This is a genomic window from Salimicrobium halophilum, from assembly GCF_900100295.1.
Lineage (GTDB): Bacteria > Bacillota > Bacilli > Bacillales > Halobacillaceae > Salimicrobium > Salimicrobium halophilum.
On the sequence record NZ_FNEV01000007.1, the window covers coordinates 107009 to 122660 of the forward strand.

12 protein-coding genes are annotated in these 15652 nt (G+C 43.9%); 6 read left to right on the forward strand and 6 right to left on the reverse strand.

Translation table 11 applies throughout. From position 1 onward, the window contains the following. The first annotated feature begins 179 nt into the window (after nucleotides 1-179). Nucleotides 180-1913, forward strand: coding sequence for an S-layer homology domain-containing protein (locus BLQ44_RS11770; RefSeq protein WP_245688164.1), 1734 nt, complete (start codon nucleotides 180-182; stop codon nucleotides 1911-1913). Nucleotides 1914-1963: 50 nt separating this feature from the next. Here the strand turns inward: BLQ44_RS11770 and BLQ44_RS11775 are convergent, their stop codons facing one another. Next, the gene (locus tag BLQ44_RS11775; protein WP_093194094.1) at nucleotides 1964-2386 is read right to left on the reverse strand and encodes an organic hydroperoxide resistance protein; all 423 of its coding nucleotides are present in this window, start codon (nucleotides 2384-2386) and stop codon (nucleotides 1964-1966) included. Between the two features lie 130 nt (nucleotides 2387-2516). Between BLQ44_RS11775 and BLQ44_RS11780 the strand changes: the two genes are divergently transcribed. The 4 genes from BLQ44_RS11780 (at nucleotide 2517) to BLQ44_RS11795 (ending at nucleotide 7731) form a co-directional block, all read left to right on the forward strand. Further along, entirely contained in the window at nucleotides 2517-2963 is a 447-nt protein-coding gene (locus tag BLQ44_RS11780) for a MarR family winged helix-turn-helix transcriptional regulator (protein ID WP_093194095.1), read from the forward strand. Further along, complete coding sequence (gene rlmH / locus BLQ44_RS11785) at nucleotides 2960-3439, forward strand: 23S rRNA (pseudouridine(1915)-N(3))-methyltransferase RlmH (RefSeq protein ID WP_093194096.1); 480 nt, start codon at nucleotides 2960-2962, stop codon at nucleotides 3437-3439. The genes BLQ44_RS11780 and rlmH overlap by 4 nt, the downstream gene beginning before the upstream one ends. 243 nt (nucleotides 3440-3682) lie before the next feature. Then, nucleotides 3683-6772: an AAA domain-containing protein gene (locus BLQ44_RS11790; RefSeq protein ID WP_093194097.1), complete on the forward strand. Its 3090-nt coding sequence runs from the start codon at nucleotides 3683-3685 to the stop codon at nucleotides 6770-6772. A 263-nt stretch (nucleotides 6773-7035) separates the two neighbouring features. Next, complete coding sequence (locus BLQ44_RS11795) at nucleotides 7036-7731, forward strand: MerR family transcriptional regulator (protein ID WP_093194098.1); 696 nt, start codon at nucleotides 7036-7038, stop codon at nucleotides 7729-7731. Nucleotides 7732-7907: 176 nt separating this feature from the next. On the opposite strand, the gene BLQ44_RS11800 is transcribed toward BLQ44_RS11795, so the two are convergent. The 3 genes from BLQ44_RS11800 to BLQ44_RS11810 form a co-directional block, all read right to left on the reverse strand. Then, nucleotides 7908-9428 carry a vanadium-dependent haloperoxidase gene (locus tag BLQ44_RS11800; RefSeq protein WP_093194099.1) on the reverse strand — a complete coding sequence of 507 codons (1521 nt, stop codon included), beginning with the start codon at nucleotides 9426-9428 and terminating at the stop codon, nucleotides 7908-7910. A gap of 160 nt (nucleotides 9429-9588) precedes the next feature. Then, nucleotides 9589-10332, reverse strand: a complete 744-nt coding sequence (locus tag BLQ44_RS11805; RefSeq protein ID WP_093194100.1) for an ABC transporter permease — start codon at nucleotides 10330-10332, stop codon at nucleotides 9589-9591. Between the two features lie 18 nt (nucleotides 10333-10350). Continuing rightward, nucleotides 10351-11262, reverse strand: coding sequence for an ABC transporter ATP-binding protein (locus BLQ44_RS11810; protein ID WP_093194101.1), 912 nt, complete (start codon nucleotides 11260-11262; stop codon nucleotides 10351-10353). Nucleotides 11263-11394: 132 nt separating this feature from the next. On the opposite strand from BLQ44_RS11810, the gene BLQ44_RS16730 reads away from it, so the two are divergent. After that, nucleotides 11395-11835, forward strand: a complete 441-nt coding sequence (locus BLQ44_RS16730) for a hypothetical protein (protein WP_245688162.1) — start codon at nucleotides 11395-11397, stop codon at nucleotides 11833-11835. Between the two features lie 85 nt (nucleotides 11836-11920). On the opposite strand, the gene tkt is transcribed toward BLQ44_RS16730, so the two are convergent. Both tkt and BLQ44_RS11825 read right to left on the reverse strand, forming a co-directional pair. Beyond that, the gene (gene tkt, locus BLQ44_RS11820; protein ID WP_093194102.1) at nucleotides 11921-13948 is read right to left on the reverse strand and encodes a transketolase; all 2028 of its coding nucleotides are present in this window, start codon (nucleotides 13946-13948) and stop codon (nucleotides 11921-11923) included. Between the two features lie 179 nt (nucleotides 13949-14127). Next, nucleotides 14128-15585 carry a PTS mannitol transporter subunit IICB gene (locus BLQ44_RS11825; protein ID WP_281241411.1) on the reverse strand — a complete coding sequence of 486 codons (1458 nt, stop codon included), beginning with the start codon at nucleotides 15583-15585 and terminating at the stop codon, nucleotides 14128-14130. Between the last annotated feature and the right edge of the window lie 67 nt (nucleotides 15586-15652).

Sequence of the window (15652 nt, forward strand, 5' to 3'; positions counted from 1 at the left end):
CTTTAAATGACCAAATTCCCTTCTTTATGAAAGCCGTATTTTATTTACATGTTTCACTTTAATGAAAAGAGGCTAAGTACCCGATAATTGGACCTCTGGGAATATTTTTCATGTTTGTGTAAGCGGGCTTACATAGAACAGTCCCCCCGGTTCAAAATAGAGGAGGGATTTATTTGAAGATGAAGTCGGCCTTTGTTGTGTTTTTATGTGTAATGCTTATGATTCCGGCGGCCGGAAGCGTATGGGCGGATAGTCACGAATCACCGTCTGTGGATACGGAAGCGGCAGAACTTAGAGCAACTCTGGATCAATTGTTTTCGGAGCACGCGTATCTTGCTATTACGGCAATGAGGAAAGGGTATAACGGTGATGGTGATTTCGATCAGACGGTGGCAGCTCTGAATAATAACACCGATGATCTTACAACGAATATTGAGAATTTATTCGGAGAGAGCGCCGGAAATATGTTCAATGAAACTTGGAGTGCTCACATCGGTTATTTTGTCGATTACGTTACGGCAACAGCAGAAGATGATGCAGAGGGAAAAATGGAGGCTCTTGCTAATTTGGCGCAGTACAAAGAAGACTTTTCCGCTTTCCTTTCAGGAGCAACGAATATTCCACAGGAAACGCTCGCTTCTAACCTGCAGACGCACATCGATCAGTTGATCGGAGCGTTCGATGCGTATGTGGATGAAGATTATAATGAAGCCTATATGATGCAGAGTGACGCGATGCAGCATATGTATGGAGTGAGTAAAGCTCTGTCCCAGGCCATTGCGACGGAATACCCGGAGAAAGTGAATGAAACAGAAGCAGTAACGCCTGCGATCGATCTCCGTTCCGATCTTAATTTCCTGCTTTCCGAGCACTTCGGTCTTGCTCTTCAGGCTATGCAGAATGGTTATGATGGAGCAGAAGAATTTGATGCGAATGCAGCAGTCCTGGGTGAAAACACAGAAGAATTGGCCGCTGCTATTGAAGAAGTGTACGGAGAAGAAGGTGGAGAGCAGTTCGAAACTCTGTGGAGTAACCATATCGGTTATTTCGTAGATTATGTACAAGCTACGGCTATGGACAATGAAGATGGACGTCAGGCAGCACTTGATGAGCTCGATGAATATCGTCAGGACTTCTCTACCTTTATGGAAAATGCTTCTGGGGAACGAATTCCCGCGGATACGCTTGCTGCAGGTCTCCAAACACATGTCGATCAACTAGTTACAGCATTTGATAGCTATGTGAATGAGGATTATGGTATAGCCTGGATGACGGCACGTGAAGGTTATATGCATATGTTCACCCCTGCGAAAATCTTCAGTAGCGCGATTGTTAACCAGTTCCCTGAAGCGTTCATGGAAATGGATAACAGTCCTATGTTTGAAGACGTACCTGAAGATTACTGGGGAGCCCAGTACATTTATCCGCTTGTAGAGCAGGGAGTCATCAACGGTTTTTCAGACACAATGTTCAAGCCTGGAGAACACGTAACCCGCGCTCAATTCACAGCTTTCGTCGTCCGTTCGATGGATCTTGATACGGATAATGATATGCCATTTACGGATGTATCGTCCACATTCTATGACGAAGTAGCAGCCGCGTATGACGCTGGCATCACAAACGGGGTTTCTGAAACGGAATTCTACCCGAACGCTCAAATCACGCGTGAACAGATGGCAGCTATGATTATGAGAGCCTATGAATATTGGACAGATGAAGATTATATGATAGAAGAAGATTATATGTACGCTGACGAAGATCACATAAGCCCGCTTTTCGATGAATATGTAGATGAAACCAGAGAGCTTGGAATCATGGTCGGTAACAACAACAATGAATTCAATCCTAAGATGAACGCAACAAGAGCAGAAGCAGCGAAGGTCGTATTCATGCTTCAAGAATCAGCAGAATAAATGGATGATTAAAAACCCGCCGTCGTGGCGGGTTTTTTGTGTGAATAGGGTTAAACCGCTTTCGCTTTGAGCTCTACATTCATATTTCCACGTGTGGCTTTAGAGTAAGGGCATAGCTGGTGGGCTTTCTCGACAAGCTCTTCAGCTTCCTCCTGGGTGACCCCTTCGATTTCTACATGAAGCTTCGCAGAAAGACCGAGACCATCTGATTGTTTGCCAATGCTTACTTCCGAAGAGACGCGGGATGTGATTTCTTTCTTCCCTTGGGAAGCAGCCAATTGAAGAGCGCTATCGAAGCACGCAGCATAGCCGGCTGCGAACAATTCTTCCGGGTTTGTCGCTCCCTCTTTGTCCTCTCCACCAAGAGAAGACGGCATAGCGAGATCAAGATTCAGCGTTTCGCTGTCCGTTTTGACAGAACCTTCGCGCCCGCCTTCCGCTGTAGCTTTTGCTGTATAAAGAATTTTACTCATCGTTCATCCGCTCCTTCTTCTAATTTTAATTGTGCACAATTAAATAGTATACAACCAAAATATAAGTTGCAAATTATATGCATGAGGAACGGGGATGGCTTTGCTATAATAGCTTTAGGAGGAATGAATGATGGCCGAAGATAAAATGAAACTCGAAAATCAGATATGTTTTTCTTTATATGCGACGACGCGTGAAATGACGAAGCTGTATCGCCCGCTTCTTGCGGATTTGAATATCACCTATCCTCAGTATCTGGTGCTTCTAGCTTTGTGGGAGACGAGTCCGCTCAGCGTAAAAGAACTGGGGGAACGTCTATACCTTGATTCCGGGACCCTTACGCCGATGCTGAAGCGTATGGAAAAAGAAAATCTCATCGAACGCTACCGTTCAAAGGAAGATGAGCGGAGGGTGCTGGTAGGACTTACGGAAGAAGGACGCAAGGCAGAAGAGAAGGCGGCCTGTATCCCAGATTTGTTACTCGACAATATTGATATGAACGAAGAAGAAATCCTTAATCTGAAACATACCCTCAACCGGATGCTTGAAGGGGCCAGGCAGAAAGGAGAACATCAATGAAAATATCCATCATCAGCGTCGGAAAACTGAAGGAAAAATATTTGAAACAGGGCATTGAGGAGTATACGAAGCGGCTTGGTCCGTACGCCAAGACGGAAATCATTGAAGTGGCGGATGAGAAAGCACCTGAGAATCTGAGTGAAGCACAGATGGAAGAGGTGAAGCAAAAGGAAGGCGAACGTATCCTTTCGAAAATTTCCCAGGATGCGTATGTCATAACGCTAGAGATCGAAGGGAAACTCCTTACCTCGGAGAAACTCGCCTCCCACATTGATAACTTGATGACCTATGGATCCAGCAAAATCGTCTTTGTCATTGGCGGGTCTCTCGGCATCAGTAAAGAAGTGCAGGAGCGGAGCGACTATGCTCTCTCTTTTTCTAAAATGACGTTTCCGCACCAGATGATGCGTCTGATGTTGCTTGAACAGGTATATCGGGCGTTCAGAATCATTAAAAATGAACCGTATCACAAGTGATGGTAAACAGAAAAATCGAGATAAATATTGAGGAGAGTAAGCTTAATAAAAGTTAATTAATAGGTTATAATTTGATTGTGCAAATTGTCACTTCCTTTCTAAGGTAGTTGTGTGTGATAACCTCAATTATCCTTAGATTTCAGGGAGGCAATTTTTTGCTTACAAAGCCCTCAACAATAAAATTCTATAACTTATCTCTTATAAAAGTTTTGACAATAAGAGAATGATAATGGGAGGGAGAATATGAATACAAGGAAAGATATTTTAGATGCTTGGATTACTATAGAGCAGCTGTCTGAAGGTTCTATTAAAAAGAGCGATAAATCACTAAAGCCTTTACGTACAGAAGAGGGGGACTGGAATCATTTTTTTTTAGACTTCTTAACTAAACAAAAAGAACAACAAAATGTATCCGATTATTTTTTTAAGAAGTCGGGGTTAGTTTTATATTTTGATATTTTCAACTTTCAAGAAGTTGTTGAAATCTTGAGGGAGAAATACAATATTTCTAAAACATACGAAGAAGTTAGCAACTCAGACAAGTTCACCTTTTCTTTATATTTTGATAACCAATTAAATTTTATAGCAGACAGATTCTTCTATACGGTGAGTGGTTATATTCACCAACATGGTAATTTTCCGAAAGATTTCTTAAAGGTTGAAAATTCCTTTAGAGACGAGTTGAATAGGAAATTTGATGAAGATTTTAATACCGCAATTTCTGAACTATTACAAAAGCATAATGTTTCAACAGAGAACTTTCGCTATGCATTTGTGAAAAACTTGGATAATGGAGATGTGAATTTTCATTCCTTCTTTATTGAAGATTTGAACAGAGCAAAGACAACCACTAATAAAAATTTAAATCGATATTTTAATGGTTTTTCTGGGAATAGAAAAAATCTAGATGGCAACAAAGAGTCAATTCAATTTAATTCTAAAATTTTCGAAGGATTAATTTTACAACCAAAATATTATCCGTTGGGACGGTTCCCAAGTAATCCTGATTATGCACTTTCATTCATGCAGCAGGTTTCAGTAAATCTAGCTTTAAATGATGGAAATGATATTCGGAGTGTCAATGGGCCGCCGGGCACAGGGAAAACAACACTGTTGAAAGATATTTTTGCTGATTTAGTAGTACAACAGGCAGCAGAAATTTCACAGCTTTCTGATAAGAGGATTAAAGGTAGTTTAACTTATTGGAAAAATGCTAAAATTGGCGTTTTACCGCATTCCATTTCTAATAAAAATATTATTGTAGCAAGTTCAAACAATGGCGCAGTCCAAAACATTGTGAAGGAGCTGCCAAAGAAAGAAAAGGTTGCTGACGATTTTCAAAAGCAACTCGCGGAAGTAGACTATTTTAAAGATATTTCTAATTCAAAATTAACCGGTGAAGGTTTCGGAAAGAAACGTGAGATTAACAGTGAGATCTTAAACGAGGAAAATTGGGGTGCATTCTCGTTAGAAGGTGGAGCATCAACAAACATTAGCAAGTTACTTTTAAACATTGAATTCATTGAAAATGAGTTAGAAGAAAATTATAAAGCGAATACAGATGTATATCAAGAATTCTCTCGTCTCTATGATGAGTTAAAAATAGAAAGAGAAAAAATCCAAGAATGTAGTGAGAAAATGTGTTCTCTTCAAAAATTAAAAGCTAAACATAAGGAGCAATCCATTGCTTTTGAACAAGAAGAAAAGAAGAAACGAACAAATTTAAATTCACAAGAAAAAGAAGTAAAGCGTGAACTTGAAAGACTGAAACAAGAAAGTATACATATGCAAAAAGATTTAGCGGGCGTTTCCAATGAAATAAAAAATGTAACGGATGTACAAGCTCAGACTGAAAGGAATTATGATGTAGTTACTTCACAGAAGCCAAGTTTTTTATGGCTTCAGAAAGTATTCAATAAAACTAAAGTAGAGCATTATTTCAAAGATCTCAATAATATAAATGATCAATTGAATCATCTTTCTCAACAAAAAACTAAATGGTTAAATGACCGTAAGCAGCTCGAAAAGGGGTTAAAGGAAAGTGCTGCAAAAAGTGAGTATTCTCAAAAGCAAATTCAGGATACAAAAGCTGAGTTCGACCGATGGATGACTGATCAACAAAATAATTTCAAGAAATTAAAACAAGAAATTGCGAAATTGGAACATCTCAAATCTCAAAGTGGCATTAAGGAACTGGATTTTTCACTTTCCTATAATGAACTCCAAAAGTCCAATCCATGGTTTACAAAGAGGTTCCGTATTTTACAATCAGAGTTATTTATCTCAGCCTTAAGAGTTAGAAAGCAATTCCTATATGAAAACAGAAAAAGTTTAAAAGCGGCCAGGATTATTTGGAGTAAACAAACTGAATATATTGCAAAAGAGAATGGAGATCAGTTAATTTCAGAATCATGGCAGTGGTTGAATTTCACTATCCCTGTTGTCAGCACTACTTTTGCTAGTTTCGGTAGAATGTTTAAAAATCTTAATGAAAATTCAATAGGCAATCTTTTCATAGATGAGGCTGGCCAAGCACTACCTCAAGCTAGTGTGGGTGCAATTTTTAGAAGTAAAAAGGTGATGGTTGTGGGGGATCCATCACAAATAAAACCAGTAGTAACGTTAGATTCAAATGTTCTGGCCTTGATCGGCAGAAATTACAATGTTGATGAAAAGTTTGTCTCTGCTGATGCGTCTACTCAAACTATTGTGGATGACGCAAGTCAGTATGGTTTCAAAAAGAAGGATGATGAATGGATTGGTATACCGCTTTGGGTCCATAGGCGTTCGAACTATCCGATGTTTACGATTGCAAATGAAATTTCATATAATGGGTTAATGGTACAAGGTAAGTTAGAAGAAGAGTCAAAAGGAATATCAAAATGGTACCATTCAACTGGTAAAGCAAATGACAAATTTGTTAAAGAACAAGCTGACTTACTGAAAAATCTAATTGATCAACGTTTACAGGAAAATCCAGATTTAGCGGATGATATTTATGTTATATCACCTTTTAAAAATGTGGCTTATCAACTTGCTCGAGTTTTAGATGAAATTAACTTCACGAAACGAGAAAATGGGAAAGTGTCGAATGTTGGAACGGTACATACTTTTCAAGGGAAAGAAGCAAAAATTGTCTATTTTGTTCTTGGATCGGACTCTAATAGCAGTGGTGCAGCGAGGTGGGCTGTTTCTGAACCAAATATGATGAATGTTGCAGCTACAAGAGCAAAAGAAGAGTTTTATATAATTGGCAATAAGAAATTGTATGGAGCACTTGGCAGTGAAGTGGCGAATAAAACGATTTCGATTATTGACGACTATAATAGGTAATCAAATGAATATATAGTGTATTGGATTTGCAAATCAACCCTGGTGAGCCGTACCACAAATAAGTACAGAGGTCAGCGATCATAGATGCTGATTATTCAAAAAGCCGCCGCTAATCGAGGCGGCTTTTTCTACTATTCAGAATAGGAAGTAGAAATACACTGTATCGCCTGGCGATACAACAAGTGTAAATTTCTTGTATCGTGTGACGATATACTCTTGAAAAAGCGCTTCAAAGGGTGCATATTTAAGGGAGGAGGTACGATATGCGAAACGATATACAACCCAACGAACGTGCTTATTCAACGAAAGAAGTCGCTGAAGAGCTTAACATTGCCACTCCGACCGTCAGGAAGTATGGACAGGTATTAGAAAGAAGCGGGTATGAGTTCTTTAAGAACGGCACACGCCGAGTGTTCGTTCAATCCGATATCGAAGCGCTACAAACGATACGCGATACGGAAAAGTCTCTGGAAGTAATCGCCATAGAACTCGTCAAACAGCAAAAAAACCGCTTAACCTCCGACTCCACCGATATAGCGACCGCCGATACATACGATATGCCGATCGAAGATCCTCACAAAATGCGTGAACTGCTTGTCTACATTTCCCAAGAGCTTGCCGCTTCCCGAGAAATGAACGCCAAGCTCGCGACCGATATGGAAGAAATGAAAGAAACGGTGGGTCGCCTGCGTCAGGATCACCATGCCATCAGCTCAGGCATCGGGAACTCGACCCAGAAAATGAACAAGTTGATTGACCAGCAGCAAAAACAATACGAGGAAATGCTGGAAGAAGAAAAAGAAAAGAACGATCAGTTGCAAAAAGAGATTGAAGATATGAGGAGAGAACAGCAGGAAGTGTGGCATGCCCAGGAGGAATTCAATTCACGTCTGGAATCTAAGATGACAGAACAAAGAAGCGGGTTTCAAAAGTTCATGGCATTCTTCACTCGTAAATAAATCAATCGTATTTATGATGAGATGAACATTTTGTAGGTTGATTATTTCCCGGGAAATGCTGCATGTTTACATGAACATTAATAAAGCTGAATCACCTGTATCGTGATTCAGCTTTTTTGCGATTGTCCTTAGGTCTGACCGAGGATGGGCATTCGATAGTGGATCATTTATCGTTATCAGATGATGATCGTATCGCCATCAAAGGTTGTAAGAGAGAATCCGTTGAATTTCTCATGATACGTCTCTTTGTAATCGCGCAAAATGCCAATGGCGACTTGTTCTCCGAGCTTCAGGCCATTGATACCATCGGAACGATAGTGTACCCCTGCGGCGTCACGTCCAATGGCGATATTTGCTGCAAGTTTGTTCAACTCTCCACCGACGGTCAGATCGGGTCCTTCATAGCGGACTAATGAACGACCGTCGCTGCTTGCAAGGACGGGGTCCGGAATGACGAATGATTCATCGAAAAATGCCTTCAACATGGTAACCATAGCACCGATGAATGTGGCGTGGCCTGCCGGGTAGGCTGGATGGGTAGGGGACCCTTCAGGGTAAGCCTGTGGCAGCAGGTACGTACCGTATTCATCAAAGGTTCTTTGTACTGCTTCAGAGCACAGGAGATCTTGATGGAGTGGATAATCCGCATAGCCCAACAATTGGTTGTGAACCCGGCCGCCGACCTCCTCTGGACGCAGTCGCCGGTGAACGAGCCATTTCTGGAACCAGGCAGCTTCCAAGCCTGGACGGGCGGCTTTCGTTACGAAATCGAGTACATGAGGAGCTCCGAACGTCGGGAATCCGATTTGTGTAGTCGAATCAAGGTAAGGGTTCGTTTTATCCCAGGCGGCATCCCCATAGCTTAGTAGAATCAAGCACGCTGTAACTCCGTCTTCCACCGTGATGTCATGGTGGACATATTCGCCCAGATCCCGTCCATTTCGAATGTAGCGGGGGATTGAATCGTACTCAGGATCGCAAGGAAGCCCTCCGTTTTGTATGGCGAGCCAATCCTCGTATGTGGTCAGGTAATCGATTCCCGGGGTCGTGGTTCGGTAACGCTGGGTGATCTGCGTCGCTACGTACGGAACGTCTTTCCAAAGAAATTGGGAAACGTAAGGTCCTTCCAACGTACCCGGAAGATGCCCACGGAATAAGGTCTGAGGGGTGACCTGATCCCTCGTTTTCGGTCCTCGGAAATCTTCCAGAGAAGATAGCTCTTTTGCGGCCTCTATCGTGAGAGGGTGGGTATCGTAATCATCGAAAGGAATGTCACGTGTCAGAGCCTGCCAATAGACTTCCACCATCTCTGCTGCCATTTCGGCGCTGGCAAGTGGAGCTGGAGGTGGGGTCGTCAACTGATGACTGTCCGGACCGACCATTTCGAATGCATAGGCTGCTTGGGGATCCACCATTTTTCGTTTTCCTGCAAGGGGGAGATTTTCATAATCTTTCGGTTCTCCACATTCCAGTATATGGATGTATTGTTCGTAGGCATCGACATTCACTTCACCGAGAGAATCATGGGGCAAAGCTTTCGAAAAGCTGGCTATTTTACCCTGGTAGTGTGTTTCGTCTCCATTCGTAGGGTGGTTTGAGAGCGAGCGATTTCTATAGAACAAAGCTGCTTTCACGCGGATCACAAAAGCTTTCAGTCGTCGCTTCCATTTGGAAACGATTTGTTTGGCGAACGTCACTCGTATTCCTCCTCTCTATAAACGTTCACCATAGTATATGTAGAATAATGGAGCGGCGAGTGGACCAATCGACCAGTTTTGACTAAAGTCGGGCGCAAAAAAAGCGGACTTGGAGTACAAAAAAATCCAGCCCTTCCGAGTAGAAGAGCCGGATTCTTCATCAGCTTCGTGACTGTCGCAAAAACCTGGGATAGGAGAGCAGGGCAAGCACCATTCCCGCAATCCCTGCAAAAATAAGAAACAACAGATGGAACCAGACATCGGTCACATTCCCGTCCGAGAGGATGATTTCTTTGTACCCCTGTAATGCCCAATACTGAGGCAGTGCCTGACTGAGGGTACGGACGATGTCCGGCATGAACTCGACCGGCATCCACAGACCTCCGAGCAATGCACCGCCAAGCGCCAGGATCTGGGTCAGGGCGATTCCCATGTTTTCTGTTTTGACGATTACAGCCATCGCCATGCCCCATCCGGTTACGATGAAGGCCAAAGCCAAGGATAATAGAATAAGAGCGAAGGGGTCTCCCAGTGGCAGATCGTAGATGATGACACCGAACCCGAACAAGACGGTAATCTGAATAAGTACGATGATGATGAACGGCACCCATTTCCCGAAAAAGTATTGATAGATGGAGATAGGGGTACTCGCGATTCTTGAAACCATTCCCCGCTCTCTGTCTTTCACGAAGACGATGACCATGGAGATCATGATGAAAAAAGCGAACATGATCGTATACCCTGGTATGATTTGGGTGACGACCTCTTTGTAGCTTGTACTTTCATCCCCGGAAAAGATCGCGACAAATGCCACGATAAAAACGACCGGAAGAACGAATGTCCAAAACCACAGTCCTTTATCCTGGATCGTTTTCTTCAACTCTGTGCGTGCAATCGCCCACATCCTTCATTCCTCCTTTGATTAAGCATTGCGCAGCTGGGTACCTGTCAGATGGAAAAAGATATCTTCGAGTCTCGGATGGTATAGTTCCAAGCGGTGAGGTTCAAGGTTGTGTTCGTCACAATACGTAACCAGATCCCTCAAGGTCAGGAGAGGCTCATCGCTGTTCAAGAGGTAGCCATTCCCTTTCTTCTCGACTTTCCCGAAGTTTTGGAGCATTTCCGGTTCTACATCCTGACCGGAAATGAACAAGGATGGTTTCGCATACTTGTCCAATAACGCTTCCATACGTCCGAATTCCACAAGCTCTCCTTTGTCGATCAGACCGATGCTGTCACAAAGTTGCTCCACTTCTTCCATGTAGTGGCTGGAATAGATGATTGTGCTTCCGGCCTCCTTCAATTGATGGATGATGGAAAAAATCGAATTGCGGGACTGCGGATCGATTCCCACAGTCGGTTCGTCCATGATGATAATGCTCGGATTGTGCAGCAAAGCACAGCCGATGTTCAATCTCCGTTTCATCCCTCCGGAAAATGTTACCACTTTATTTTTCGCCCGGTGAACCAGGCCTATCTGTTCGAGGACTTCGTCTATCCGCTTATGAAGTTCTTTTTTCTTCAATCCGTAAAGGGTTCCGAAAAGCATCAGGTTGTCATAGGCGGTCAGGGTTTCTTCGAGACAAATCTCCTGAGGGATATATCCCAATTGCTGTTTGATTTTCGAACGATCCTTTGAGACTTTCCACTCATTTACCTGGATGTCACCTTCAAAATCAAGGAGGATACCGGATAAAATCTTCATGAGCGTTGATTTTCCGGCTCCGTTCGGACCTACAAGACCGAAGCACGTGCCTTCCTCGATTTGAAAATCGATATTTTCGAGTGCCTGGATGGAACCATATTGCTTGCTTACGTTTTCGACATTGATCATGTAGCTGCCACCCTCTCCCTGCGTTCTGCTTATATGTACGTCAGCCAGATGATAAAGTTTCAGAATTTTCTTCTGAATGTGAAACTTTTTCAGCTCTTATCCGGTAGGTAAAGAGTAAAGGAGATGAGGGCTATGGCTGACCGGATTGATGAGTTACGCAAACAAGTGGATCTGAAAACAGCGAAGAAACTGGAGCTTGAGAAGGTGGATAGAATCATGAAGCGACTTGAAGAATTTTCACCTGAATGTGAAACATGTGCAAACGATAAGAGGCGCCTTGCACAACAATTGGACGATCTGCTCGAGAAGAACGGGAATCTTGAGAAGAACGATATTGAGAAGCTTAAAAAGGTGAAAGGGGACATGATTTCTCATCTTCAAAAAGTGCATAAAATGGTCCCTGAAGGTCAGAATGTAGGATTGTTTATGGCGATCGGAATAAGTATCGGTACGTCTCTCGGCCTTGTTGTGTTTGAGAATATGGCGATAGGGATATCTCTTGGTCTTGCAATGGGGGTAGCAGTAGGGTCAGGGAAAGATGCCGAAGCTAAAAAGAAGGGGCTTACGATATAACGGAGAGAAGGTCTGCGCTTAATTATGCGAATGACATTGTAAAAAAAGCACTTATCCACTGGGAATAAGTGCTCTTAAGGCCTGACTACTGATTATCAGTATTTTCGACGTGTAATTCTTTATAGGTAGAAACGATATTCTGAACGGTGAACCCATAATCTTTGAACAGGTCTCCGGCTGGACCGGAGGCACCGAATTGATCGATCGTCAGTGTATCTCCGTAATCTCCTGTATATTCTCTCCATCCGAGAGATGCGCCGAGTTCAATGGCCAGGCGTGTTTTGACAGCAGGGTCCAGCACGCTCTGTTTATATTCTTTGGACTGTTGGTCGAATCGATCCCAGCTTGGCATGCTTACGACAGATACATACACCCCTTCATCTTCAAGCTCTTTCTGTGCTTCAAGGGCGATAGATACTTCTGATCCTGAAGCAAGCAATAATCCGTCCGCTTCCCCTGTCACATGCGAGACGATATAGGCTCCTTTTCGGACGCCTTCCGTTACTTTCGCTTGTTCAACATTAAATGTAGGAAGCCCTTGTCGAGTGAGAACGAGAGCCGTTGGTGTGTCTGTGCTTTCTATGGCAAGTTCCCACGCAGCTCGTGTTTCTTTGGCATCCGCCGGACGGATGATTGACATTCCAGGCATAGCGCGGAAAGAGGCGAGTTGTTCAACAGGCTGGTGCGTCGGACCATCCTCGCCGACGGCTATGCTGTCGTGCGTAAATACATAGGTGACAGGTAATTTCATCAAAGCAGCAAGTCTGGCTGCCGGTCTCAGATAATCGGAGAACACGAAGAATGTTGCTCCAAAGACTTTCAATCCACCATGCAGTGCTATCCCGTTGATAGCTGCACCCATCGCAAATTCCCGGACTCCGAACCAGATGTTACGTCCATCGTAGCCATCAAGGCCATAATTCTTCTCCCCATCGATCAGCGTTTTGTTCGAGCTTGCCAGGTCCGCCGAACCACCGATGAAGGAAGGGTGAGCTTTTGCGAGGGTATCGATCACCTTTCCTGAAGAAGCCCTTGTGGCCACTTCTTCTCCATCAGAGAACTCCGGCAGGGAATCCGTCCATTGTTCCGGGAGCTCACCTCGAAGGGCTTGTTCAAATTGTCGGGCTAAGTCCGGATATTCCCGCTTATATGATTCGAACATGTTCTCCCACTTTGCTTCTTTTTCTTTGCCGGACTCTTTCAGTTGATGAAAGTGCTCAGCTACCGTTTCAGGCACGTAAAAGGATTCCTCATACTCCCAAGCATAGGATTCTTTCGTTATATTCACTTCTTCCTCGCCGAGGGGAGCCCCGTGGGAGGCTGACGTACCCGATTTGTTCGGAGAACCGTAGCCGATGGTCGTCTTGATCTCAATGAGGGTAGGTCGGTCCGATTCCAGCTTCGCTTCCTGGATGGCTTTTTGGATCGCTGCCATGTCGTTGCCATCCTCCACACGTAACACTTGCCATCCATAAGCCTGGAATCGATCTCCTACATTTTCCGAGAAAGATCTGTCCAGATCTCCATCGAGGGAGATATCGTTGGAATCATATAATAATACCAATCGCCCCAGTTTGAGGTGTCCGGCGAGGGAAGCGGCTTCCGCAGATACCCCTTCCATCAGATCGCCATCTCCGCAGAGGGTATACGTATAATGATCTATAATATGAAAATCGTCTCTGTTGTACGTTTCAGCCAGGTGACGCTCGGCCATGGCCATACCTACGGACATAGCGATACCCTGCCCCAAAGGTCCTGTGGTAGCTTCTACGCCCGGGGTGTGACCGAACTCAGGATGGCCGGGAGTTTTACTGCCGTGCTGTCTGAAAGATTTCAGATCATCCATCGTCACGTCATAACCGAACAAGTGTAATAAGCTATATAACAACATCGAACCGTGACCCGCAGATAAGACGAACCGATCCCGGTTGAACCAATGCGGGTTATTCGGGTTATGGTTCATTTCTTTCGCCCATAAAGTATAGGCCATCGGAGCAGCTCCCATCGGTAAACCGGGATGCCCCGAACCTGCTTTTTCCACGGCATCGATCGAAAGCGTCCGGATGGTATCGATCGATAATTGATCTATCAGTTTAGTTGTTTCTGTTTGCATGTCCCTCACTCCTGATCTTTAGTTCTTCCAAGTGTCTCACCACTGTTTTTCATGGTTTTTCTGCTGAAACAAGCGGAGATTTTAGAAGGTAGCATCTAAAATCTCCGTGTGATCATATGAAGTTTCTGTCGTCACTTTTGGCCAAATGCTCTGTGGCCTTGTCTCTTTTTTGGTAAAATCTATTCCGTCTTAAGTCTCTCTAACAATTCATCCAGTTTCGGATCGCCGATATAATTCTCGATGGCGATGATTTCATGATTATCATAGGACATCTTCGCCCGGTCCACCAGATTTTTGTGAACGACGATGATATCTGAATCCTGAGGGACATCTTCAATTCTGTAGTGTTTCACTTCAATCCCTTCAATTCCTGCTTTCTGCAGCTTCTTCCTGAAGGTAGTTGCACCCATCGCACTGCTTCCGGCGCCCGCATCACAGGCAAAGGAAATTTTGTCGATGTCTTCTTTAGCATCTGCCTCATCAGAAGCAGCGCCATTAGAAGCGTTAAGCACTTGTTTTCCTTCTGATTTCATGTTTTTCGATTTTTCGATGGACTCGTTCAACGCTTCTCCATCTTCTTCTTTTGTTTTCGTCAGCTTCAGGATCAGGGAAGTGACAAGGAAGGAAACGACGGTTGCCACAAGGACACCCAGGATGATTCCTACGAAACTTCCTTTAGGAGTCAAAGCTAGATAGGCGAAGATGGAACCTGGGCTGGGTCCAGCTACAAGTCCTGCGTCGAAAAGTTGGAACGTTGCGATACCGGACGCACCACCAGCGATGACACCGAGAATTGTAAGTGGTTTCATTAGTACGTAAGGGAAATACAATTCATGGATACCACCGAAGAAGTGGATGATGATCGCGCCTGGCGCTGTTCTTCTTGAAACGGTGTTACCAAAGAATGTGTATGCCAAAAGCAGACCGAGACCCGGTCCCGGGTTAGAAGCTACAGTGAAATAAATGGACTTTCCGACTTCAGCTGTTTGCTGTAGCCCCAATGGGTAATAGATACCCTGGTCAATCACGTTGTTCAAGAACAGTACTTTCGCCGGCTCATTGATAAGAGATAGCAACGGAAGGAAACCGGTTGCAACCAAAGCTTCAATTGCTATTGTTACCCCTTCATTTGCAGCTTCAATGATCGGTCCGATAACCGTATAAGAAAGAAGTAGCAAAAAGAACCCAAGGATACCGATAGAGAAGTTATTCACGATCATTTCAAAACCGGCGCGGATTCTATTTTCCAATAATTTATCGAAGTGTTTGATGATCCAACCGCCGAGTGGTCCAATGATCATCGCACCGAGGAACATCGGAATATCAGCACCGATGATCATACCGATGGCACCGATCGAACCCATGACAGCTCCCCGTTGACCTCCGACCATCCGGCCGCCTGTATAAGCTAAGAGCAGCGGCAAAAGGAAATTGATGGTGGGACCGACCAGTTTCGCCAGGTATTCATTCGGCATCCACCCGGTCGGAATGAATAGGGCAGTAAGAATACCCCATGCGATAAATGCGCCAATGTTTGGGAGCACCATATTGGTCAGGAATCCACCCATGGCTTGAATTTTTGCGCGAACGGACGATTTAGGAGCAGAAGAATCCGGCATTGTAAATTCGTTTGACATACTATTTCCACCTTTCCGTGTAGAGTATAACTATAAAACTAAGAGATAAAGGCTTCATTCAAATAAT

Bases quoted from the DNA above. Each gene is read 5' to 3' on its own strand.
- BLQ44_RS11770 (WP_245688164.1), top strand. From the start codon at position 180: ATGAAGTCGGCCTTTGTTGTGTTTTTATGTGTAATGCTTATGATTCCG.
- BLQ44_RS11775 (WP_093194094.1), bottom strand. From the start codon at position 2,386: ATGAGTAAAATTCTTTATACAGCAAAAGCTACAGCGGAAGGCGGGCGC.
- BLQ44_RS11780 (WP_093194095.1), top strand. From the start codon at position 2,517: ATGGCCGAAGATAAAATGAAACTCGAAAATCAGATATGTTTTTCTTTA.
- rlmH (WP_093194096.1), top strand. From the start codon at position 2,960: ATGAAAATATCCATCATCAGCGTCGGAAAACTGAAGGAAAAATATTTG.
- BLQ44_RS11790 (WP_093194097.1), top strand. From the start codon at position 3,683: ATGAATACAAGGAAAGATATTTTAGATGCTTGGATTACTATAGAGCAG.
- BLQ44_RS11795 (WP_093194098.1), top strand. From the start codon at position 7,036: ATGCGAAACGATATACAACCCAACGAACGTGCTTATTCAACGAAAGAA.
- BLQ44_RS11805 (WP_093194100.1), bottom strand. From the start codon at position 10,332: ATGTGGGCGATTGCACGCACAGAGTTGAAGAAAACGATCCAGGATAAA.
- BLQ44_RS11810 (WP_093194101.1), bottom strand. From the start codon at position 11,262: ATGATCAATGTCGAAAACGTAAGCAAGCAATATGGTTCCATCCAGGCA.
- BLQ44_RS16730 (WP_245688162.1), top strand. From the start codon at position 11,395: ATGGCTGACCGGATTGATGAGTTACGCAAACAAGTGGATCTGAAAACA.
- tkt (WP_093194102.1), bottom strand. From the start codon at position 13,948: ATGCAAACAGAAACAACTAAACTGATAGATCAATTATCGATCGATACC.
- BLQ44_RS11825 (WP_281241411.1), bottom strand. From the start codon at position 15,585: ATGTCAAACGAATTTACAATGCCGGATTCTTCTGCTCCTAAATCGTCC.